The organism is Flavobacterium sp. (genome assembly GCF_004211145.1).
Taxonomy (GTDB): Bacteria; Bacteroidota; Bacteroidia; order Flavobacteriales; family Flavobacteriaceae; genus Flavobacterium.
This window is the reverse complement of record NZ_SEBS01000007.1, coordinates 20,435-43,736: the sequence shown is the minus strand read 5'-3', so window position 1 is coordinate 43,736 and position 23,302 is coordinate 20,435. Positions and strand designations below refer to the sequence as shown.

Here is a 23,302-nt window from a genome sequence, read left to right as displayed (position 1 = left end):
ATTAACCAGTTAAACAATTAACCACTTAAACCTCAATTCTTCTCAACCAAAAACTGCGAAAAGTACAAATTCCTGTAAAAACCTTCGCTGCGGTTCAGCAATTCCTGATGCGTGCCTTCCTCGACGATCAAACCCTTGTCCATCACGACAATCTTGCTTGCGTTTACGACGGTCGCCAATCGGTGTGCGATGACGATCGAAGTCCGGCCGCGCGTGATCGTATCGGTGGCGCGCTGGATGAGTTCTTCAGTATAGGTATCGACCGATGACGTCGCTTCGTCCAAGATCAAAATCGCGGGATTGCTTACGTAGGCGCGCAAGAACGCGATCAATTGTCGTTGTCCTGACGACAGCATCACGCCTCGTTCCTTCACGTTATAATCGTATCCGTGCGGCAAACTCATGATGAAATCGTGTACGCCGATTTGTTTGGCGGCATTGACCACGTCGTCGCGCGAAATGTCAGGATTCTGTAACGTGATGTTGTTCAGGATGGTGTCGGCGAAAAGAAAAACGTCCTGCAGCACGATCGCGATCTGCTTGCGCAGCGAATCGAGTTCGTATTCTTTGATGTCGCGTCCATCGACTGAAATACTGCCACTGTCGATTTCGTAGAAACGGTTGAGCAGGTTGATGATTGTCGATTTTCCGGCACCCGTCGAACCTACGATCGCAACCGTATCGCCGGGTTGCACGTTCAAATCGATGCCTTTTATGACTTCTTCTTTTTCAGTATAGCTGAAACGCACGTTCTTGAATTGGATGTCGCCCTTAAAATGGGGCGCTTTGAGATTTCCGGTTTGCTGGACGTCGGTCGTCGAATCCAAAATCTCGAACACGCGATTCGCTGAGATCATACCCATTTGCATCTCGTTGAATTTGTCGGCGATCTGTCGCAACGGGTTGAACAACATGCCGATAAACATCGTGTACGTGACCAGATCCCCGAAACTCGTTTCGCTGTCTCCGCCCAAAATCAGTCGGCTGCCGTACCAAACGACGACACCCAATGTGAATGACGAAATGATGTCGGCGATGGGGAAGAAGATGGAGTTGTACAGAATCGTCTTGATCCACGCGTGTCGGTGTTTGTCGTTGATGTCGCGGAATTTTTCGGCCTCGATATCTTCGCGATTGAAAAGTTGCACGATTTTCATGCCTGTGACGCGTTCCTGGACGAATGTGTTCATGTTCGCGACTTGCGTCCGTACTTCCTCGAACGCGAGTTGCATTTTACGTTGGAATACGCGCGTCACATACACCAAAATCGGCATGGCCAAAATCGGGATCCACGACAATTTCCAGTTCATCACGAACATGATGCCGAGCGCGGCGACCATTTTCATCAAGTCTGAAATGATCATGAACAATCCCTGGCTGAAGATTCTCGCGATTTGTTCGATGTCCGAAACGGAGCGCGTAACCAATTGTCCGACCGGTGCATTGTCGAAATACCGCATCCGGAAACTTAATAAGTGTTTGAACAATTTGTTTCGGATGTCCTTGATGATATCCTGACCGAGCCAATTCGCCCAATAGACGAAATAAAATTGCGACATGACTTCGAGAATGAGCACGATCGCCATCAATACGATATAGTACAAAAGTCCTCGCGGATCGTGTTTGCCGATGTAGTCGTCGACCGTGAATTTGAGTAGATACGGACGCAATGCCGAGAAAACCGAAAGGGAAACCGCGAACGCAATTACGCCGTAAAACCTGGGCTTGTACGGTTTGGTGTATTCTAAAATGCGCTTGAAGAGGCGCGTATCGAATGCTTTTGCTTTCATTCAGGTTTTATGTTTTTTTGTGGTTTTTGTGTAGTTGCTTTGTTTTGAACTTTTTTATTTTTGAACCCTTAAAGGGTTTCAAACCCTTTAAGGGTTGGCATCGGTCATTTTAAATAATCATATTTCACCTCAATGAGATACAAACCTCTCGCCGGCACCGAAAACCCCGCCCGCGAACGGTTCTTACTTTCAATTATCGCCTCGAAATCAGAAAGCGATGTTTTTCCCAAACCGACCTGTATCAACGTTCCGACGATCGCTCGCACCATATTGCGCAAAAAACGATCGGCCGAAATCGTGAAAATCAATCGGTCGCCAATTTGCGTCCATTCGGCGTGCGAGATTTTGCAAATGAACGTATTCACGTCGGTGTTCGTTTTCGAGAAACATTCAAAATCATCGTGCAACAACAATTGTCGCGCGGCCAGATTCATCATTTCGAGGTCGAGCTCGTTTTGATAATAACAACTCAGGTTTTCGAGAAAAACTTCTTTTTTTGTGTGGATGTGATATTCGTATGTGCGTTGCGTTGCGTCGAATCTGGCGTGGGCGTCGTCGGCTACGGGAATTATATCGTGTACCGCGATATCATTCGGTAAAAATGAATTCAGCCGATGAATCAATTTCGGGGTCTCAAAAAAAACATCGGAATCGAAATGCGCAAACATTTTTTTAGCATGAACTCCCGCGTCGGTTCGGCCCGCCCCAACGATTTCAAGATTTTCGCCCAACAATAACGACAAGGCTTTCTGCAAGGTTTCCTGAACGCTTTTGGCATCGGGTTGGGCTTGCCAGCCGTGGTAGTCGGTTCCGTTGTAGGCGAATTGTATGAAGTAACGCAAGGCTTGTAGTTTAAAAACGCCCCGCTTGGAAAACGCCGCGCTTGGGAAACGCCGCGTTGACACGGAGCGAATCGCTGTTGGTTGAAATCGATTTCAAAGATACGCAATTATGGGAAAGCGGAGATTTGGGTTTTGGCAAGGAAATGTTAATTCGGTTGGGTTGATAATTTAATTTTTGACTTGTCGCAGCGATTATCTTTCCGCTTTCGACTGTCCACTTTCAACTTTCGACTTTCAACTTTCGACTTTCGACTTTCGACTATGCCCAAGACGTCGTACTTTTACACCAACAGTTCAAAAATGAAGAAAATACTTTTATTGTCGGATACGCACGGGCATATCGATGACGTAATATTAAAATATGTTTCCCAGGCCGACGAGGTTTGGCATGCGGGCGACATCGGAAATCTAGCGGTGACTGACACGTTGAAAGAACTGAAACCGTTACGAGCGGTTTACGGCAACATCGACGGAGACAAAGCGCGCATGGAATTCCCGTTGCACAATCGGTTCATGTGTGAAAATGTCGACATCTGGATCACGCATATCGGCGGTTATCCCGACAAATACAATCCTGAACTTCGACAGGAACTTAAAGCGAATCCGCCCAAAGTTTTCATCTGCGGACATTCGCACATCTTGAAAGTGATGTTCGACAAGAAGCTCGGGTTGCTGCACCTGAATCCCGGAGCGGCCGGAAAAAGCGGCTTCCATCAGGTCAGGACGATGTTGCGTTTCGTGATCGACGGCGATAACATCCGCGATATGGAAATCGTCGAATTGGGAAAACGCGCCTGACTATTTGAAAATGATCGGCACGTTAAATTGTGCGGTCGTTCCTTGGTTTGGCTTTGATGTTACGGTGAATTTTCCGCCAAGGCCGTTTATTCGCGCCCTGATTTGTGTAAGCCCGAAACCTTCGTTCTCATTTGATTTTCCGGTTTCGAAACCTTTGCCGTTGTCTTCCACGGCAACCGACAACTCCGAGTTCGCGTTCAATGTTATCGTCGCCTTCGTAGCTTGGCTGTGTTTCATGACGTTGTTGAGCAATTCGCTCACGATAAAATAGATCTTCATCTCGAAATCTTCATCGTATCGCTTTATCGAACCGCTGATTTCACAATCGAACACAATGTTTTTATTCGAATTTTTCTCACACAAATCCTGTATCGCGTAGGCTAGTCCGAACTTCGCGAGCAACGTCGGAACGAGTTCATGTGAAAGGTCGCGGACTTTGTCGTGGGCTTCTTTTAGGATATTGCGTGTTTTGACGATTTCATCCGACTTGCTTTCCTGTCCCGATGCGAATGCCGTAAGCTGCAATCCCGCCGACGAAAGCAAGGCGCTGATGTTGTCGTGAAGCACCGAGGCTATTTTTTTGCGCTCAGCTTCCTGTGCGTCCAATGTCGCGGTAAGCAAGCTTTGCTGCATTTTGCTTTGTACGTTCTGCAGTTTGCTTTTTTGTTTGAGCGCAGTGTTTTGATAGAAGAAATAAAATACGATTATCGTAAGCAAGAAAACCGCGACCAGGATTATTTGGACTAACCGGTTTCGTGAATGGTTGCGGGCGAATTGCTCTCTTTCAAGATTTTGTGTTTTCACGAGGTTGGAAATGCGGTAACTGGCCGCGATATCGGCGACTTTTTTGGTGAGTCGTTCATTGTAGTTATAATCGAAGTTATTCGCCGCTTTGTCGGCGTACATGTACGCGTTTTTGTAATCGCCCAAACGAAATAAGATGTCGGCATATGTATAATACGCATATCCGACTTCGATGTTTAAAGTGTCGTTCTTATTTATGCGGAACATCTCATCGTACGTTTTCTTCGCCGACAAATAGTCATCGAGATCGTAGTAATAGCCGGCTTTATTCGTTAGCGTTGTTCGGATGAAATCAGTCGATTTAAGCAATTTTGCGTAATGTTCGCTTGAATCGATATATTTTTTTTCGAGATCGGTGTTTTTAAGCGTCTGGTAATAGACGAAATAATTGTTGTACGCTTTGTAAAGATTGACGGGTGATTCGGTCGTCTTTGCGAAAAGCATGGTTTTTTTTACAAAGAATTCAATACTGTCGCTTTCCATGTCAAAATGCACTTTGAAAAACGATTGGTTGAATGATTCGGCAAGGCTGTCGTGCTTTATTTCTCGGGCTTTCCTGAGAGCCGAACGGAAATATCGCAGCGCCCGATCATTATGCTGCATGCGGGAATATAAGTTTCCGATCTGCCTTAGAATGGTGATCTCATTGCGACTTTGTGCTTGCTTTTGCAGAATTTTGAGCGCGGTAAAAAGATAGTCCAAAGACTTTCCGTTATCACCCAAGCCATAATAAATTTCGGATATTTGAACAGTTCGTTCAGTGTAAAGCTTATATTTTTTCTCAGCCAGCAACGTTTGAACTTGGGGCTCGGCAAGTTTGAGCCCTTTCGCGAAAAGAAGTTCCTCTATATAATAGGCAACCGAATCCACGCCGCTATTCTTTTTCTGGGAGTAGCCGCTCAAAGAAATAACGAAGGCCGCCAGTAAAAGCGGCCATACGGGTTGTCGGTTATTCATTTACGCTGGCAACCGGTTTTTTCAATCGCCTCCCGCCCGTAGTTGGCTGGTCAAACGACACGGTAAGCGAATTGTTTACACACGCATAATTTTCCTGTTCCATTGCAAATACCGTCGAAGGTTGGGTTTCTCCTGGATTAAGGTTAATGGTAATCCAGTAGACGCCCGCGGAACCGCTGCTCGCATAGTTGCAATTCGACGGAATACTGAACGCCATCGTAAAAGTAATATTGTCGGTCGTAGTTAAACCATACGTTCCGAGATAAGGATAGCTTGACATATGTTTGGTGTTAAAGGTTTACTAGGTTGTGTTTGATCGCGTACTTCACGAGCCCGACGGTGGTCTTCGCATCGAGTTTCTTCATGAGGTTTTTGCGATGGCTCTCAACTGTATGCTGGCTTATGAAAAGTTCCTCGCTGATTTGTTTCCCACTGTATTCAAGCGAAATCAATCTAATGATGTCAAGCTCGCGATCGGTAAGGTTCGTAGAAAACGCCGACGTTTGCGTATTGACTTTTGGATTGTTCTTTGCGAATGTGCTGAAGATTTTTTCACTGACGGTCTTGCAGAAATATTCCTCGCCATCGTGTACGACTTTTATCGCCTCGACAATATTTTCACCGGCGCATTGTTTCGTAAGGTAACCCGAAGCGCCGAGTTTCATGACTTCGCGGACCAATTTCAGGTCGTCGTAACTCGAAAGGATTATTATTTTGAATGGAGGTTCTTTGCCCGACAACTCCCGCAACACTTCAAGACCGTCTTTTTCAGGCATGTTGATATCCATTACGAGAATATCGGCCGACTTTTCTAAAGCGTTTTCTATGAGATTCACGCCGTTCAACGAGAATCCGACGACCTCGAATGACGGATTGGTCTTAAGCACGGCAAGCATGCCATCGATGAGCAACTGGTGGTCATCGGCCAGGTAAATCTTGATCTTGGAGTTCATTTGCTTGGAATTGCCTTTCAAATCTAACGTATTTATTTATGCTTTCATATCCCTAAATATGGGGATATTTGGCTTCTCCCTAAATTCAGGGGTTTCATAAAAAAACCCGAACATGATTCGGGTTTTTCTTCGCACTAAAATAAACTAAGTTTCATCGGGTCATCGCAAACGGTCAACAGATTTTACGAGATCTTCATCCTTCTTTATGGCCTTGTTCGCGAGAACAAGAAAAACGATAGATAAGATAGGAAGAAACATCCCAATACCTTTCTCAGACACGGCTGGCGCGTCTCCAGATACAATTAGCGACCGGTATAGGAACAACCCTAACAAAATTAAATTTAATATCATATTCAGTCTGTTGATTACAAACTGCTGTTGTCTTTTTTTGTACGTAAGGATGGACAAAAGCGCAAGCGTTACCGACAACCCGAAAATAATCGTGTATGTCGGGACCTGCATAAAATAAACCGCTACCTCGGCCGTTTCGCTTTTCTCGGTCCATAAAGGGAAAAAGAAAGGCAAGGCACCGCTCACCACAAGTGCGAGTATCAGGTATACAGTCTGGATTCTTTGAAGCATCCTTGATTTTTTAGTGCCACAAAAATAATTTTTCTTTTTGATAATTACTATTGCAAGAAACATTTTTATTCGTAATATTGCATGACATAACCGTAAGTACTTCACACTACGGCACATCTAAAAAGTAACACCACCCATTTTTTACTGCAATCCATCCCAATTTAATCCCATCTTTCATTCATGTTAGATATTTCCCTATTAAAAGACATGAAGCTGCCCCAGCTTCAGGAACTTGCCAAAGAGCGAAAGCTTAAATTCAACGGGGTTAAGAAAGACGCACTTGTTTATCAGATCCTGGATCACGAGGCCGCAAACCCCAAAGAAGCCGCTTCGGAGCCGCAAGGCGAAAAGCAGAAAAGAGCCCGTATAAAAGGCGACAACAGGCCGGAACCCACCGCTGAGAAGCAAACCGAAATGGCTTTCGTACCCGAACCCGTACAGGAAATCGTGCGCGAAGAACAACCTCGCGACAACCAACAGGAAAAGAGAGGCCGCAAGCCGTTCAAGAAAAATTTCGAAAATAGTCCGGGAAAGGTCGCTGCCGACAACCAGCAAGCGCCTCAAGCCGAATACAAACCTCAGGCCGTTTCTGAAGAAGTCGCCACGGCAGCCGAACCGGTACAGGAAAAGCCGCAGCACAGGCAAAATCAGAATCCGAACCAGAATCCGAACCAAAACAACAGGAACCAGAACCAAAACCAAAATGGGAATGGCAATGGAAACCAAAACGGAAACCAAAACGGGAATCACAACCAAAACCAGAACTCAAATAAATTCAAGGACAAGAAAACCACGAATTTCCGTGACGCCGATTATGAATTTGACGGCATCATCGAAAGCGAAGGCGTTCTGGAAATGATGCCTGACGGTTATGGGTTTTTGCGTTCATCCGACTACAATTACCTTGCGTCGCCTGATGATATTTATCTCTCGACTTCGCAGATCCGACTTTTCGGACTCAAAACCGGAGATACCGTAAAAGGAGTCGTGCGTCCGCCAAAAGAAGGAGAGAAGTTCTTCCCGTTAGTGCGTGTTTTGAAAATCAACGGACACGACCCGCAAATCGTGCGTGACCGTATTTCGTTCGAACACCTGACCCCGGTTTTCCCGACCGAGAAATTCAAACTGGCTGAAAAGCAAAGTACCATATCGACACGAATCATCGACCTGTTTTCCCCGATCGGGAAAGGACAGCGCGGTATGATCGTCGCCCAGCCCAAAACGGGTAAGACGATGTTGTTGAAAGACGTAGCGAACGCGATCGCGGCGAATCACCCTGAAGCTTACTTATTGGTGCTGTTGATCGACGAACGTCCTGAAGAAGTTACCGACATGCAACGCAGCGTACGTGGTGAAGTCATCGCCTCTACGTTCGACCGCGAGCCTCAGGAACACGTGAAAATCGCGAACATCGTGCTTGAAAAAGCGAAACGTTTAGTGGAATGTGGTCACGACGTCGTCATCCTTTTGGATTCGATCACGCGTTTGGCGAGAGCTTACAATACCGTTCAGCCTGCATCGGGAAAGGTCCTTTCAGGTGGTGTCGACGCGAACGCTTTGCAGAAACCGAAGCGTTTCTTCGGGGCTGCGCGTAACGTCGAGAATGGCGGATCGCTTAGTATCATCGCAACTGCGCTTACCGAAACAGGTTCGAAAATGGACGAAGTCATCTTCGAGGAATTCAAAGGAACCGGTAACATGGAATTGCAGCTCGACCGCAAGATCGCAAACAAGCGTATTTTCCCTGCGATCGATTTGATGTCCTCGAGCACCCGACGCGACGATTTGCTTCTCGACGAGGCGACGCTCCAAAGAATGTGGATCATGCGCAAATATCTGAGCGACATGAATCCTGTCGAAGCGATGGATTTCATCAACGACCGTTTTAAAAAGACGCGTAATAATGATGAGTTTTTGATTTCGATGAATAATTGATAATTGACAATTGACAATTGTTGTATAGATTAAAAAAAATCCCGGTTCGATTAGGCCGGGATTTTTTTGTGGGTATTCTCTTTATCATTTTAGTGCTGACAATGTATAAAGATTTCCGCAGCCAACTGTTATTGGTTATTTTACCCAAACTTTTAGGAAAACCGAATTGTCGATTATATAAAAATAAAAATCCCAGCAAAACGCCGGGATTTCTTATATATCGAACAATTATCCATTGTCAATTATCCATTGTCAATTATCAATTATCAATTGTCAATTATCCATTGTCAATTAATTCACAATCACTTTCTTAACAATCGATTGCTCGCCCGTAGAAAGCTTAATCAAATAAAATCCGTTCGGAAGGTTCTCTATCGTGAATTCCTGGTTTGAGAATGTCGGATGGTCGATGTGTCGGACAACCTGACCATTTACCGAAATCACCTCGATATCTTGCAGATCGCGGTCGCTGCTGATATTGATGCGATCGTGAGCCGGATTCGGATACACGGTTACCGTAGAAACCCAAGCAAAATCGGCCGTGCCAAGTGATGGCCAACGATTCTGTGCCACAGGCCCGCCCCAGATCAACGTCGCCAAATATGGGTTGTCGATAAACGGGTTGCGATTTCCCTGTCGGTAGGTGTTCGTCGTACTTCCCAAATAGGTATTTCGGTTGTCCTCATAAGGCGAAACCGGATCATCGGCGTTCCATTGCAGGAACAAATCGATCATGTCCTGGTCGCTTTGCACTGAATTTCCGATACCGATTACAGTCGGCAAACATTGGTCGCCATATCGCAAATACATATACATCATCATACGCGCTACGTCGCCTTTCCATTCATCGCCGGGATACCAGCCGCCATTCGACGCGCCCGATGCGACTCCTGAACCTGCGGCATATTTCAAGTTACCGCGTGTGTTGTTTCTCTGTACGTCCGAGGCACGCAAATGGTGAGCGTCGGCACCCGGTCCCGTTTGTCCAAGGTCAGGATTTCCCAATGCTTGGGCATAGGTGTGCTCGCGATTCCATTCGCCGTTGTTTCCTCCGTTGCTGTTCTTGTTGCGCGAGCGGTCGTTCGTCAAATTCGAGTCGGAACCGTTTTCCCACCCGTAGACGAGCAATACGTTATTCGAATTCGATGGATCGAGATCGGTGTTTTTAAGTGCGTCCCAGACCTGCGAATAAGTCAAGTTATTTGTGTGTTTGTTCGTCACAAGCGTCGCCAACGCGTTCTTTAACGTCATTCCCGATTGGGAAGTAAAGTTGAAACTTCCGTAATAAGGCTGAGCGGGCGCTCCATCCTGTGCGAAGGCAAAAAAGTGCAATGCCAACGCTGCCATAGCGTAAATCTTCTTCATTGGGGTAATTTATTGTTTGCGTTCAAGTAATGCCATGTAGAAACCGTCGAAACCCGATTCGGAGGCGAGTATCTTGGAATCCTGCACAAAGGTAAATTTTTTGCCGGTTTCCGATGTTAAGAATTTCTGTATTTGTTCCTGATTTTCAGATGGTAACACCGAACACGTCGCGTACACGAGCTTTCCGCCAGGTTTTACCATTTTTGAATAATTCTCGAGCACTTCGCCTTGTACCTTGCGGATGTTATCGATGAATTCCGGTTGCAATTTCCACTTCGCATCGGGATTGCGTTTCAATACGCCCAATCCGCTGCAAGGCGCGTCGATCAAGACACGGTCGGCTTTTTCATGCAATTTTTTGATGACCTTCGTCGAGTCGATGATGCGGTATTCGATGTTGAACGCGCTGTTTCGTTTTGCGCGCAACTTCAATTGTTTGAGTTTGCTTTCGTACAAGTCCATCGCGATCAATTGCCCTTTGTTTTCCATGAGCGACGCCATGTGAAGCGTTTTTCCTCCGGCTCCGGCGCACGCATCGACGACGCGCATTCCGGGTTGAACGTCGAGGAAAGGCGCGACGAGCTGAGAACTCGCGTCCTGGACTTCGAAAAATCCGTCCTTGAACGCGTCGGTCAGGAATACATTGGCGCGTTCTTTCAATACCAAGGCATCGGGTTGATCTTTAAGGAATTCGGTCTCGATGTTGAGATCCATCAGGATGGCGCGCAATTTTTCACGCGTCGTCTTCAAGGTGTTGACGCGCAATATAACCTTTGCCGGTTCGTTCTGCGCGTGGATTTCCTTGGCCCATTTCTCTTCTCCAAGTTCTTTGACGCCGAGTTCGTCCATCCAATCGGGAATGGATTCCTTGTATTTCCTGATTTTCGAAAGTTCATCGAAACGGCCTTTGATCTTGCGTTCGGGCGTTCCGTCGAGTTGTCGCCAATCGGGGATCGGATAACCGCGCAACACGGCCCAAACTCCGAACATGCGCCAGATGGAGTCGCGGTCGAACGGTTCTTTCACCTGCGCGATTTCGGCGTAAAGCCTTTTCCAGCGTACGATTTCATAAATTGTTTCGGCTACGAACTTGCGGTCGGAACTTCCCCAACGTTTGTCTTTTTTAAGTGCGCGTGCTACGACTTTGTCAGCGTATTCACCCTCGTTAAAAATGGCGTTAAGCGAGTCGATGGTTGTGTAAACCAGGTTTCTGTGTAATCTCATTTATGGAAATTGAGCGGCAAAGGTAGTACAAAAATAATGATTGCTATTGAGCTTAAACAAATGTTTTGCAGATGTTAACACGTGTCGAACGTAACGTAATTGACTGTAACTTAGATGGTGACAAATACAAACACCATGAAAACAAAATTACTCTTGCTGATATCGTTATTTCTGTCGATTAGCACCTTCGCCCAAAACTATCCGGTCGGGCATCTTTCATCGACTTTTACGGACGCTTCGCGCAATAACCGCAGTATTCCCGTTGAAATTTACTACCCGGCGACAACTGCCGGCAACAACGTTCCCGTGGCAACCGATGCGCAATTCGCGACCATCGCTTTCGGCCATGGATTCGTGATGGGTTGGGACGCGTATGAAAACATTTGGCAGACGTTGGTTCCCAATGGTTTCGTGATGGTTTTCCCGAAGACCGAGGGCGGAATAGCTCCATCTCACGCGGAATTCGGAAAAGATCTCGCGTTCTGCATCGCGCGGATGCAATCGCTGAACCAGGACGCTTCGTCAATTTTCTTCAATCGACTTTCCTCGACAAGCGCGTTGATGGGCCACAGTATGGGCGGAGGCGCGGCTTTTATCGGCATGCAGCAAAATACGTCGATCACCGCGCTCGCTGTTTTGGCTCCGGCCGAAACGAATCCGTCGGCGATTACTGCCGCCGCGACTTTGAATGTTCCGGCACTCGTGATCGCGGGTTCGAACGATTGCGTGACACCGCCGTCGACGAATCAATTGCCGATGTATACTTCGCTTGCGAGCGGTTGCAAGACGTACGTGAATATTACGGGCGCGAGCCATTGCCAAATGTCGGATTTCAATTTGCTGTGCCAGATCGGGGAAGCTACGTGTTCGCCGGGTCCAGATATTTCGCGCGATGAGCAACATCAGGTTATCGCGGATTACATCGTGCCGTGGTTGCGTGCGAATTTGAACAACGATTGTCAATCGGGTAGTGCGTTCAATGATCTCATAGAATCCGACGATGCCGTTTCCTTCCTCAGGACGTGTGAACAATGCGAGGAATTGTCGGTCGCCGCAATCGGGGAAAGGAAAATTAAACTGTCGCCGAATCCGGTTTCGGACATGCTCACGGTTGAAATGCAAGGTTCGGGAAACCTGGAGTTGTTCGATTTATTCGGACGCAAGTTGCTATCGGTGCGCATCGAAACGTCGCAACGCCTAAATCTTGACTTTTTGCCGCAGGGAGTTTATGTGTATCGAGTGACTTCAACCTCGGGAAATCAATCGGGAAAAATCGTCAAGAAATAGTTATTCCTTGTTTTTGTAAACTCGTGTAAGAGCAATTTTTTCGGGCGCATGGAGCACGAGCGGGAATTTCTCGACCTTGACAGAACTTGAATCCAAACCGAACGCTTTCTCTTCAGACAAACTGAATTTCTTGAGCGCGAAGTACGTGTTCATGATGACCTTTTCGTCGAATCTCAAATCAGAATCGTTTGAAAGGAACTTCTCTGAAAGTACGAATTTAAAGTCGCCGATGATGCTGTTCCGATTCAAAGATTCATAACGGCTCGTTACGTCGACCTCGCCTTTTTGCACCATGTCGCGGAGCACTTCGCGGAACATCAGGTTGATTTTGGTCGGTTCGCGGAAGCCAAGATTGAAGTCGATCCGGAACAGGTCGTCCTTGATGATTTCAGTTACGCGATATTCGGCGCGATAGGGTTCATTTACGATGTTTACGTGTACGAGCCAGTACAAGTCGGCGCGTTTCGGACGTTTTTGTAGAATCGAAATCATCACTTTTTCTTCGATTTCGTCGGTGCGGCCCGCGTTTGTCATATACACCAGATGCGTCGCGTACTTAGGTATCGACAGATCGACGCTGAGTTCGGCCAATACTTTTTTGTAATCCTCGATCTTGACGAATTTCGTGTAGTTCTTGCTGATTTTCTTGGCCTTGTTCCATGTTGCCATGACGCCGATGAGCAAACAAGTAATCAACACCGAAACGTAACCTCCGTGCGGAAATTTGTCGAGGTTCGCCCAAAGGAAACTGCCTTCTATCAATAGATAAACGGTGATGATAGGCGAAAAAATATACCAGGGAACGCGTTTCAAAATCATGTAGTAATTGAGCAGGATCGTGGTCATGATCATACACAAAACGATGGCCAGACCGTATGCGGCTTCCATGTTTTTCGATTCCTTGAAATGCAATACGATCCCGATGCAACCCCAAAGTAGCAACCAGTTTATCGATGGAATGTAAAGCTGTCCTTTCAATTCCGTAGGATATTTGATTTTTACTTTCGGCCAGAAGCTTAAACGCATCGCTTCATTTATCAATGTGAACGACCCGCTGATAAGCGCCTGTGACGCGATTACGGCCGCCATTGTGGCGATCATGATACCGAAAGGTTTGAACCAGTCGGCCATTATAAGATAAAACGGGTTACCGAATTCGCCGCCGAGCGCTTGAAGCGTCTGTCCTTCGTGTTGGATCAGATATGCGGCTTGTCCGAAATAGTTCAGTACCAGTGCGGTTTTAACGAATATCCAACTGATCCTGATGTTTTTGCGCCCGCAATGTCCCATGTCCGAATATAAAGCCTCGGCACCTGTCGTACAAAGGAATACGAAACCAAGCACGTAGAATCCTTCGGGATGGATTGTCAGTAAATGATAGGCGTAATATGGGTTCAACGCCTTGAATACTTCTATGTTCGAACCGATTTGCAGAACGCCTAAAATGCCGAGCATGCCAAACCAGATCAACATCATCGGAGCAAAAAATTTCCCTACGAGTTTTGTTCCGAACTGCTGTATGGTAAACAGGACGATCAATATCGCGATTACGATGGGAACGGTATTGATTTCAGGATAGAACGTACTCAGACCTTCAACTGCCGATGAGACCGAGATCGGAGGCGTGATGATACCGTCGGCAAGCAATGCGCTACCTCCGATTATGGCGGGAACGATCAGCCATTTGACTTTGGTCCGCCTTACCAGCGCATACAACGCGAAAATTCCACCTTCTCCGTGGTTGTCGGCGCTTAGCGTGATGATGACGTATTTGATCGTGGTTTGTAGTGTGAGCGTCCAGAAGATGCACGAAATCCCACCGAGAACGACATCCCTGTTGATGGCGTGTTCACCGATTATGGCTTTCATTACATAAAGCGGGGAAGTCCCAATGTCGCCGTAAATTATCCCTAAGGTAATCAACAAGCCCGCGAACGTAAGCTTATTGTGAAGGCCGTGATGCTGTGAACTCATGATATCATCAAAACATAAAGCAGCAAAGTTATGACTATTAACGACATTACGCGTTGTAGATGCTTTTTTTTTAATGGGGCGCAAAAAAAGAAGCATCGCTTTGTGTGCGATGCTTCAAGGGAAATATATATGGGGAAATTTGATTTGTGATTAGCGACGTCCGCCACCATCGCCACCACCGCGTTGTCCGCCTCCTTGCGGCGCACTTTGACGTGGTGCTTGAGGCGCGCTTTGACGCTGCATTTGAGGAGCACTCTGTCTTTGCATCTGAGGCTGGCTTTGACGCTGCATCTGCGGAGCGCTTTGTCTTTGCATTTGAGGCGCGCTTTGGCGTTGAACCTGCGGCGTGCTCTGACGTTGTACTTGCGGAGCCGACTGACGCTCGGCGCGTTGTTGCGTCGCCGGACGTGGTGATTCTACGCGACTCGGTGTGTTTCGTTGCGAATTCATCTCACGGTTCGGCGTGGCTGAACGTTGTGCTCCTGTCGAACGGTTCGCATCGCTGCGTGTCGTCGGGTTGTTACGCGTCGGATAATCGCGTGTTCCGGTTTTAGTCGCATCGCTTCTCGTCGCGTTTGTTCTAGGCGATGTCGCCCGAGTCGATCCATTGCGTGTTCCAGTCGATTTTACGTTGTCTCTCGTGGTGCCTGTTCTTGGATTCGATCTCGTCGGATACTCTTTCGAACGAGTTCCACTTTTTGTGGTTTCACGGCTTCCGGTGTTGGCGCCGCGAGTGGTTCCCGCATTACGCGCTCCTCTCGTACCTTCGTTACGGGCAAGCGTTCCGCGGCTGCGGTCGAGTTCGTATCGGTTGGAAACATTCTTGTTTCGTTGTTCGAATGAACGTCCTTGATAACGTTGTGCGTATCCGTTTTCACGTCGTGAGCTGTAAAGTGCTGCTGCGGTGCGGCTTCGTCTCACGTTTACATAGTTGTATTGGTTGTATACGTTTACGTGGACATGGACGTGATTGCGGTAGCGATACACCGGCATCGGGCGCCAAACGTGCCAGTAGCTCGGATAATATCCCCAGTACCAGTTAGATGCGTACGGATGGTAACCGACGCCCCACCAGATCGAAAAGAAAGCAGGTCGCGTCACATAAACAGGTTCGTAGATATAATTCGGACCGTACATAAACGTATCACCGACGACTTGAACCTGGATGTCGTTTCCGCTGCGTTCCACTTCAATCGTGGCTACGTCTTGGTAAACGTCGCGGTCAAGAACGGCTTGGACGACTACGAGGCGCGTATTGCCTTCGGTCGATTCGATTACCCGGAGATAATCGACTTCGTTGTCGCCATTTAAATCTAAGTTGGAGATTTGAAGATCGGGGTCGTTTAGTCGACGCTCGAAATCTTCAAGGTCACGGGAATCACCGAATATCGATGCTACCGCTTTAAGGTCGAGGTTGTCACTTACGTCGTAGTTTGTTGCCGTAACCGTTGTCCGGTCCTGGGCAAATAAACCTGTGGTAAACAAAATACCACATAAGAGCGAGGATATAATTCTAGGTTTCATAATCGTGGTTTTTTACGTTTTTCTAATTTCTTGGAGCCGGAATCCAATTACTGTGCCACGAATTTCTGAAGCGTTTTTGGGATACCGAATTTATTGACTACTTTTAAGTAAAGTTAACCTCGAAACCCATGAAATACCTTACATCATTACTGGTATTATTATATGCGCTGATCCCGAATCCAAGCTACAAATCCAACAAACAATTCTCAAAGGTCGAAGTCGATACGTTGCTTACGGGCGACTTCAGCTGCCGTGCGATTTGGGTCGAAGGCGATCGAATTTATTACGGAGCCGACAAATCGCGTTACGGCTTTTACGACCTCAGTTCCAAAAAACATACTGAAAAGCAATTTTCTCCCGATTCGCTTGAATTCCGAAGCATCGCATTGACGTCAAAAGGTTTCTTCGCGCTCAACGCAGGAAGTCCCGCTTTCTTACTTCGAACCGACAAGCAACTCGAAAACGCAAAGACCGTCCATACCGACGATCACAAGAAAGCATTTTACGACAGCATGCAGTTTTGGAACGCGTCCGAGGGAATCGCCATCGGTGATCCGATCGACGACTGCTTCTCAGTGCTGATCACCCGAAACGGCGGAACATCCTGGAACAAAGTGCTATGCAAAAACCTGCCGAAAATCGAAATGGGCGAGGCGGCATTCGCGGCCAGCAATACGAATGTAACCGTAAAAGGAAACAACGCCTGGATTGTTTCGGGCGGAAAAAAGGCGCGCGTATTCCATTCACCCGACAAAGGAAAAAGCTGGAAGGTTTACGATACGCCGATCATCAGCGGCAAATCCATGACGGGAATCTTCACGGCCGACTTCTACGATTCCAAGATAGGCTTCGTCGCGGGAGGCGATTACGAACGCCAGAACCGAAACCAGGAAAACAAAGCCATTACGTTCGACGGCGGAAAAACCTGGAAACTCATTGCTGAAAACGAGGCGTTCGGATACACGTCGTGCGTGCAGTTCGTTCCCGGCGGAAAAGGCGAGAAGATCGCAAGCGTCGGAGGTTCGGGATTGTATTATTCGTCGGACACAGGAAAAACATGGAAGCAATTGCTCAATGATTATTCGCTCTACACGATCCGATTCCAAAACGACAGCACGGCTTTCGCGGCCGGAAAGGGGAAAATCGTCAGGATTCGGTTCAAGAAAGACGACAAATAAAAAAAAGGAGCTCAATTGGCTCCTTTTTTTATTCCCGTTTTCGGTCGCGATACTGCTTGAGTAATTTCGATTTGAAATCTTCTTCGGCCTTGTTGAGTTTGATTATCTTGACCGGACCGATCACGCCGCGCAGATCGGCGACTAATTTCTTGCGCAGTTGGTGCAGTTCGTCCTCGGTACTTTCCATTTGTGTGAGCAAGGTCGAGGCTTCCTTATCGGTCAGCGATTCGTTCATGCGTTTGCGGTAGGCATCGAGTTTGTCTTTGCGAAGTTCGAATTGTTTGTCCTCGAACGTGTTGTAGATCGGCCAGAATTTTTGGGCTTCGTCTGACGTAAGTTCGAGCGCCTCGGTGATAAACGCGACCTTTACTGATTTAAGTTGTTCCTTTTTCTCTTTCAAACGTCCGCCTTGAGCGAAAATAGCGCAGGAAGCAAACGTGAGCAAAATCGTGAGGATTTGTTTCGTTTTCATATTAGTGAATTTAATCTATGATTATGTTTTCGATGTCCGATGTGGAAAGATAGTCTTCGATCGCTTCGTCGGCGACCGGAATTTCCGTTTTGAGTTCCTCGATGTCTTGGGGTTCGAGCACAGTAAGCAGATCGAATTGATTGATGCCCGATTGATACGCGAGGTAATTTTCTATCGTTGCATCGTCGAGTTCGGTGGGCTGCGATACGCTGTTGAACAACGGGATCAGGAGCGCAAGCAACAAAACGGCGGCTGCGGCGTAAACGGCGACTCTGTATTTTTTGAAAAGGGGAACGACTTTTACTTCCCGCGTTTCAAGTTTCTCGAACATTCGGTCCTCAAAATCGTCGAAATAATTTTCGGGCGCTTTGAATCCCGGCTCGATGCGCGGATGATTTTCTAAATCGAATGGTTTCATGGCTCTAAGATGTTTTTAATGCGCGAGGGTTTAATCGTGCTTTATTGATTCTTCTATTTTTTTGACGGCATGGTGATACGAAGCCTTTAAAGCCCCGACCGACGTGCCGAGTATTTCGGAAATTTCCTCGTATTTAAGTTCCTGGAAATATTTCATCTTGAACACGAGTTGTTGTTTTTCGGGCAAGATCGCCACGGCCTTTTGCAGCTTCAGTGCGATTTCATCTCCGTCGTAATTGACGTCGGCCTGTAAATTGTCGACCATCTTGCTTTGCAACGCTTCGTTTGAAATGCCGCTTTTGCGCGCGCGCTGTTTCAAAAATGTGATCGCTTCGTTCGTCGCGATCCGATAGATCCAAGTGAATAGTTTGCTTTCTCCTTTGAACTTATCGAGATATTGAAAAACTTTGATGAAGGTGTTTTGGAGTACGTCATTCGCGTCGTCGTGATCGATGACGATGCTTCGGACATGATTGTACAAAGGCCGTTTGTAACGCGACATGAGTTCCCGGAACGCCTCGTTTTGCGTCTTTCTATCGAGCAATCTTGCTATGAACTTCTGTTCTTCCAAATTGACAATTTGCGGCTAAGAATCGACCGAGGCGAAAAGGTTTAACGCGAAACGATCATTGAATCGAAAATTCGTCGACGTTTTGGGTTTGCGGCTTTGGCGTCGGAGCGACAGGTCGTCGGATCGGAGCGGGTTTCGGGACTACCGCAGCAGCCGATCGCAACGGAACGTAAACGTGCGTCACCCATTTTGAAGGCTTCTTGATTTCCTCGATTCCCTTGGTAAACACCTCGATGACTTTAATGTTAGGATCGCGTTCGAGTTTGTTCGCGGTCAAATAATCGGTGGCTTTTTTCCAGGCTTCGGCTCGATGCGAATAATCGCCGTTGAGCGTGATCTTTACCGATTTCTTCGCTTCGAAACTTCCGTAAAGTATGTCGCTTTCAGGTGTTGTCCTGATTTCGTTTTTTATAGGGATGCAAACGGAGAATTTCGTGATCCCATTCGTCGTATCGTATGTTTTATAAATAACGAACGGTTTTCCGGCCGTCGCGATATTGTTTTTCTTTACGAAGTGCACGAGTTTCGACAACATGATGCGCATGTTCGACGGAGCGTTCGGAATCGTGCTGTTGATCGTCTGGCTCAAGTATTTCGCGCCGGTCTTTATGACGATTCCGTTTTCGGCGACGCTATACGTGTTAATTTCGTAGTCAAGCGTCCGGTCGAGATTCACGAGACTTTGTTCGTACAAGCTTCCGATCATCTTCGCGATGCCGCCTTTCGTAACCGACTGGATCTTGTACAAAAAGCTCATGCGACCTTTGCTGCGCCACGTGACTTTCGTGCCGCCGACCGTATCCTTGAATTTCCACGAAACATCGGAAGGCGAGCCGTTGAACTCCATTTTTTGCAGGATGCTGTCGTTTTCCTTTACGTAAACGGTTTTGATGTTTCCTTCCCCGTCGGGCGATTTCCATGAAAAAGCACCGCCTTTGCCTGAGGTGATCGCGGGATATTCGAATTTCGATGAAGCGCTGTCACCCGCCCAGGCGCTGAAGTTTTCCCAATTCCTGTAGTCGTTCACGTAATTGAACACTACGGAACGCGGCGATTTTATGACGCGGCTTCTCTCAACCGAATAATTGCCTTTCTGCGTCGCGACGAACACGACCACGGCAACAAACGCCAGGATGATGAGCAGGAAAATATATTTGAGGATCCTCATGGATGGGGCAATCGTTTTAGTTTACGTAAAGTTATGAAATCAAGGTAAGAATCCGGTGACTATAAACGATTAATGCTTAAGGTATATTTTTATGATGAACAAGGCCGCGACGAACAACAAAAATGCGATCAGCACGCGGTAACTTCCTTTGTAGACTTGCTTGTGCAGGCCCGAATCGCGTCGGTACACGAAAATGGCGGCGATGATGAATGCGACCAAAAAAAGCCCCGCGAAAATCCATTGTCCTTGTGAAAACATTGTGTATAAATTTCGTGCAAAGGTAGGCAAACAAGCTTGTATGTTGGGTATTTTGCAATATCAAAAAATCACAAGTCATGCAAAAACAACTCAACGCGGTCAAGGAATTCCACACCGCTTTCGGAATCGGTTTCAGTGAAAGCCAACGAGGCGATCTCGGTGAGAACAAAAACATGTTGCGCTTCAACCTCATGAAGGAAGAAAACGAGGAATATCTCGAAGCCGTGCAAAACGACGATGTCGTGGAGATTGCCGATGCGTTGGGCGACATGCTTTACATCCTGTGCGGAACGATCATCGAACACGGCTTACAGCACAAGATCGAGGAAGTTTTCGACGAGATCCAGCGCAGCAACATGAGTAAACTCGGCGCCGACGGAAAACCGATCTACCGCGAGGACGGAAAAGTCATGAAAGGCCCGAATTATTTCAAGCCCGATTTTTCGAAAATTCTGGGAGCGGAAATGGTTTGATCGGACTAAAAGGGATGAAAATAAACCGCTGTCTGAAACTTTCTCAAAACCGAACAAATCATGAACGAAATTATTTGCCCGCATTGCAACAAGGCTTTTAAAGTCGACGAGGCGGGATTCGCCGATATCTTAAAACAAGTCCGTGACCACCAATTCGAAGAAGAACTTTCGAATCGATTGCAGTTGGCCGAAAATGAAAAAGAAAGTGCGTTGAAACTGGCCGAAGCGACACTCAAGAACGCGTTTCAGGAAAATCTCGCCCGAAAAGAAAATGAAATCGTCGAATTGAAGGCGAGAAACGAAAGCGAAGTCGCGCGAAAAGTTGCCGACAAGGAAATCGAGATCGCCGAACTAAAAGCGAGAACCGAAAGGGAAAACGCCTCACTGCTCGCGCGCAAAGAGCAGGAAATTTCGGAAATGAAGGCGAAGATCGAACACGCTGAAATCGAAAAGAAATTATCGGTCACTGAAGCGATAAAAAGCATCGAAAAGGAGCGCGATAGCCTCGAAAATACGCTCAAGCTCAAAGAAACACAGGCACAGCTTCTCGAGAAGTCGCTGACCGAAAAATTTACCGCCGAACTCAGGACGAAGGACGACATCATAAAATTCAAGGATGAGGAGATTTCACTTCGCAAGGAAATGAAGATGAAACTCTCGACGAAAATGATCGGGGAGACGCTCGAGCAGCATTGCGAATCCGAATTCAACAAACTGCGGTCGACGGGATTCCAAAACGCTTACTTCGAGAAAGACAACGATGCCAGAATGGGCAGCAAAGGCGATTTCATCTACAAGGAAACTGACGGATCCGGAAACGAAATCATCTCGATCATGTTCGAAATGAAGAACGAAGGAGATGAAACCGCGATGAAAAAACGCAACGAGGATTTTCTAAAGGAACTCGACCGCGACCGCAACGAAAAGAAATGCGAATACGCCGTTCTCGTGTCTTTGCTGGAATCGGAGAGCGAATTGTACAATACCGGAATCATCGACATGTCGCACAAATTCCCAAAAATGTATGTCGTGCGGCCGCAATTTTTTATACCGATCATCACGCTGTTACGCAATGCCGCGATGAATTCGATGCAATACAAGGCCGAACTCAACCTGATGAAAAACCAGAACATCGACATCACGAATTTCGAGGAAAAAATCACGAAGTTCAAGGAAGGATTCGCGAAAAATTACCTGTCGGCATCGAGTCATTTCCAGAAGGCGATCGAGGAAATCGACAAATCGATCGCGCGCATGCAGAAAGTTAAGGAAGAACTTACGACGAGTGAGAACCAATTGCGTCTTGCGAATCAAAAAGCCGAAGACCTGACGATCAAAAAACTCACGCATGGTAATCCGACGATGAAGGAGAAATTTGATGGTTTAGGTAGATTGAAAGATTGAAAGATTGAAAGATTGAAAGATTGAAAGATTGAAAAATTGGCAAAATAAAAGTCCCGATTGAGAACCGGGACTTTTATTTATTTATTCTTACTGTTAACCAATTAACTAATTAACTAATTAACTAATTAACCAATTCAACTAAACGCGAACCATCCAGCCAAACGTATCGTCGGCCAAACCGTATTGGATATCAGTCAATTTTTCCTTCAATAAAGAGGCGTAGGATTTGTCGAGTTTCGGTAATTCGTAATAGACGTCGTCATAACTGAAGCCTACGATCGGGTTTACGACGGCTGCGGTTCCGGCTCCGAAAATTTCCTTGAGGCTGCCGTCTTTGGCCGCGTTTACCAATTCATCGACCAACACCGAACGCACTTCAACGTCCAATCCTTCGCGTTTGGCAATGTCGATGAGGCTTTTGCGCGTTACACCGTCGAGGATCCTTTCGCTCGTCGGGGCTGTAAACAATGTATCGTTGATGCGGAAGAACACGTTCATCGTACCTGCTTCTTCCAGTTTGGTATGGGTTGCGTCGTCGGTCCAGATGATTTGCTGGAAACCTTTTTCGTTCGCGAGTTTCGTCGGATAAAATTGGGCCGAATAGTTACCGGCGGCTTTCGCGGCACCGATTCCACCATTTGCGGCACGGCTGAAATGTTGTGCGATGATCACCTTTACTTCGCCCGAATAATACGATTTTGCAGGTGACAGGATCACCATGAAACGGTACTGTGTCGAAGGCGCGGCGACGACTCCGGAACCGATCGCAATCATGAACGGCCTTATGTATAACGTGTTTCCTTTTCCTTTTTTTACCCAGTCGCGCTCGAGGTCAATGAGTTGCTTCAGCCCGTCGATGAAGATGTTTTCAGGAACTTCAGGCATCGCCAAACGCATGGCCGATTTGTTGAAACGGTCGTAATTCTCATCGGGCCTGAACAACCAAACGCTGTCGTCCTCGTGTTTATAGGATTTCATTCCTTCGAAAATCGCCTGGCCGTAGTGGAATACTTTCGCCGACGGATCGATCATAAACGGCTCATAAGGCTTGATGGTTGGCTTTTCCCAGGCGCCGTTGCGGAAATCGCAAATCAGCATGTGGTCCGAAAAAATGTTCCCGAAAACGAGGTTTTCAAAATCTACCGAACTGATTTTAGAAGCGGAAGCCTTAACTACATCGATTTCGTGAGTGGTATTCAAACTCATTTCGCTTTGTTTTAGGCGGATTTAAAGTTTTAGATGCTTGATAATTAACAAGTTGTAAACTCACGTCCGAAGTTGTGCCGACATTATTGTCACCGTCGCTAAATTACTAAAATTCACAAC

22 protein-coding genes are annotated in these 23,302 nt (G+C 46.9%); 6 read left to right on the top strand and 16 right to left on the bottom strand.

Annotated features, from left to right (window positions below):
* Positions 1-32: 32 nt before the first annotated feature.
* Positions 33-1,790: an ABC transporter ATP-binding protein gene (locus EOO50_RS04750; protein WP_290838333.1), complete on the bottom strand. Its 1,758-nt coding sequence runs from the start codon at positions 1,788-1,790 to the stop codon at positions 33-35.
* A 104-nt stretch (positions 1,791-1,894) separates the two neighbouring features.
* Complete coding sequence (gene truA, locus EOO50_RS04745) at positions 1,895-2,632, bottom strand: tRNA pseudouridine(38-40) synthase TruA (RefSeq protein WP_290838332.1); 738 nt, start codon at positions 2,630-2,632, stop codon at positions 1,895-1,897.
* Positions 2,633-2,932: 300 nt separating this feature from the next.
* Here truA and EOO50_RS04740 point away from each other — a divergent pair, with 300 nt between their 5' ends.
* Positions 2,933-3,430, top strand: a complete 498-nt coding sequence (locus tag EOO50_RS04740; protein WP_290838331.1) for a metallophosphoesterase family protein — start codon at positions 2,933-2,935, stop codon at positions 3,428-3,430.
* On the opposite strand, the gene EOO50_RS04735 is transcribed toward EOO50_RS04740, so the two are convergent.
* The 4 genes from EOO50_RS04735 to EOO50_RS04720 all read right to left on the bottom strand — a co-directional run bounded on the left by EOO50_RS04735 (position 3,431) and on the right by EOO50_RS04720 (position 6,726).
* Positions 3,431-5,191: a sensor histidine kinase gene (locus EOO50_RS04735; RefSeq protein ID WP_290838329.1), complete on the bottom strand. Its 1,761-nt coding sequence runs from the start codon at positions 5,189-5,191 to the stop codon at positions 3,431-3,433.
* Positions 5,184-5,471, bottom strand: a complete 288-nt coding sequence (locus tag EOO50_RS04730; protein ID WP_290838328.1) for a hypothetical protein — start codon at positions 5,469-5,471, stop codon at positions 5,184-5,186. The genes EOO50_RS04735 and EOO50_RS04730 overlap by 8 nt, the downstream gene beginning before the upstream one ends.
* A gap of 10 nt (positions 5,472-5,481) precedes the next feature.
* The gene (locus tag EOO50_RS04725) at positions 5,482-6,144 is read right to left on the bottom strand and encodes a response regulator transcription factor (RefSeq protein WP_290838327.1); all 663 of its coding nucleotides are present in this window, start codon (positions 6,142-6,144) and stop codon (positions 5,482-5,484) included.
* 159 nt (positions 6,145-6,303) lie between these two features.
* Positions 6,304-6,726 (bottom strand): DUF4293 domain-containing protein, encoded by a 423-nt coding sequence (locus EOO50_RS04720; RefSeq protein ID WP_290838326.1) that lies wholly within the window; start codon positions 6,724-6,726, stop codon positions 6,304-6,306.
* Positions 6,727-6,906: 180 nt separating this feature from the next.
* Here EOO50_RS04720 and rho point away from each other — a divergent pair, with 180 nt between their 5' ends.
* Complete coding sequence (gene rho / locus EOO50_RS04715; protein WP_290838325.1) at positions 6,907-8,661, top strand: transcription termination factor Rho; 1,755 nt, start codon at positions 6,907-6,909, stop codon at positions 8,659-8,661.
* 291 nt (positions 8,662-8,952) lie between these two features.
* Here rho and EOO50_RS04710 read toward each other — a convergent pair whose 3' ends face one another.
* Positions 8,953-10,026: an endonuclease gene (locus EOO50_RS04710; protein WP_290838323.1), complete on the bottom strand. Its 1,074-nt coding sequence runs from the start codon at positions 10,024-10,026 to the stop codon at positions 8,953-8,955.
* A 9-nt stretch (positions 10,027-10,035) separates the two neighbouring features.
* Positions 10,036-11,250 carry a methyltransferase domain-containing protein gene (locus EOO50_RS04705; RefSeq protein WP_290838322.1) on the bottom strand — a complete coding sequence of 405 codons (1,215 nt, stop codon included), beginning with the start codon at positions 11,248-11,250 and terminating at the stop codon, positions 10,036-10,038.
* Positions 11,251-11,385: 135 nt separating this feature from the next.
* On the opposite strand from EOO50_RS04705, the gene EOO50_RS04700 reads away from it, so the two are divergent.
* Positions 11,386-12,537: a T9SS type A sorting domain-containing protein gene (locus EOO50_RS04700; RefSeq protein ID WP_290838321.1), complete on the top strand. Its 1,152-nt coding sequence runs from the start codon at positions 11,386-11,388 to the stop codon at positions 12,535-12,537.
* Here the strand turns inward: EOO50_RS04700 and EOO50_RS04695 are convergent, their stop codons facing one another.
* Entirely contained in the window at positions 12,538-14,511 is a 1,974-nt protein-coding gene (locus EOO50_RS04695; RefSeq protein WP_290838319.1) for a KUP/HAK/KT family potassium transporter, read from the bottom strand.
* A 150-nt stretch (positions 14,512-14,661) separates the two neighbouring features.
* The gene (locus EOO50_RS04690; RefSeq protein WP_290838318.1) at positions 14,662-16,035 is read right to left on the bottom strand and encodes a hypothetical protein; all 1,374 of its coding nucleotides are present in this window, start codon (positions 16,033-16,035) and stop codon (positions 14,662-14,664) included.
* A 128-nt stretch (positions 16,036-16,163) separates the two neighbouring features.
* On the opposite strand from EOO50_RS04690, the gene EOO50_RS04685 reads away from it, so the two are divergent.
* Complete coding sequence (locus tag EOO50_RS04685; RefSeq protein WP_290838317.1) at positions 16,164-17,213, top strand: oxidoreductase; 1,050 nt, start codon at positions 16,164-16,166, stop codon at positions 17,211-17,213.
* A 28-nt stretch (positions 17,214-17,241) separates the two neighbouring features.
* Here EOO50_RS04685 and EOO50_RS04680 read toward each other — a convergent pair whose 3' ends face one another.
* From EOO50_RS04680 to EOO50_RS04660, 5 genes are all read right to left on the bottom strand, one after another.
* Positions 17,242-17,685, bottom strand: a complete 444-nt coding sequence (locus EOO50_RS04680; protein ID WP_290838315.1) for a sensor of ECF-type sigma factor — start codon at positions 17,683-17,685, stop codon at positions 17,242-17,244.
* Between the two features lie 10 nt (positions 17,686-17,695).
* Positions 17,696-18,103, bottom strand: a complete 408-nt coding sequence (locus EOO50_RS04675; protein ID WP_290838314.1) for a hypothetical protein — start codon at positions 18,101-18,103, stop codon at positions 17,696-17,698.
* Between the two features lie 30 nt (positions 18,104-18,133).
* Positions 18,134-18,673: an RNA polymerase sigma factor gene (locus EOO50_RS04670; protein ID WP_290838313.1), complete on the bottom strand. Its 540-nt coding sequence runs from the start codon at positions 18,671-18,673 to the stop codon at positions 18,134-18,136.
* 55 nt (positions 18,674-18,728) lie between these two features.
* Positions 18,729-19,841 (bottom strand): SRPBCC family protein, encoded by a 1,113-nt coding sequence (locus EOO50_RS04665; RefSeq protein WP_290838312.1) that lies wholly within the window; start codon positions 19,839-19,841, stop codon positions 18,729-18,731.
* Positions 19,842-19,910: 69 nt separating this feature from the next.
* Complete coding sequence (locus EOO50_RS04660; RefSeq protein WP_290838310.1) at positions 19,911-20,099, bottom strand: hypothetical protein; 189 nt, start codon at positions 20,097-20,099, stop codon at positions 19,911-19,913.
* Between the two features lie 77 nt (positions 20,100-20,176).
* Between EOO50_RS04660 and EOO50_RS04655 the strand changes: the two genes are divergently transcribed.
* Positions 20,177-20,572, top strand: coding sequence for a nucleoside triphosphate pyrophosphohydrolase family protein (locus tag EOO50_RS04655; protein WP_290838309.1), 396 nt, complete (start codon positions 20,177-20,179; stop codon positions 20,570-20,572).
* Between the two features lie 60 nt (positions 20,573-20,632).
* Complete coding sequence (locus tag EOO50_RS04650; protein ID WP_290838307.1) at positions 20,633-21,976, top strand: DUF2130 domain-containing protein; 1,344 nt, start codon at positions 20,633-20,635, stop codon at positions 21,974-21,976.
* Between the two features lie 138 nt (positions 21,977-22,114).
* On the opposite strand, the gene EOO50_RS04645 is transcribed toward EOO50_RS04650, so the two are convergent.
* Positions 22,115-23,182, bottom strand: a complete 1,068-nt coding sequence (locus tag EOO50_RS04645) for a branched-chain amino acid aminotransferase (RefSeq protein ID WP_290838306.1) — start codon at positions 23,180-23,182, stop codon at positions 22,115-22,117.
* Positions 23,183-23,302: the final 120 nt, after the last annotated feature.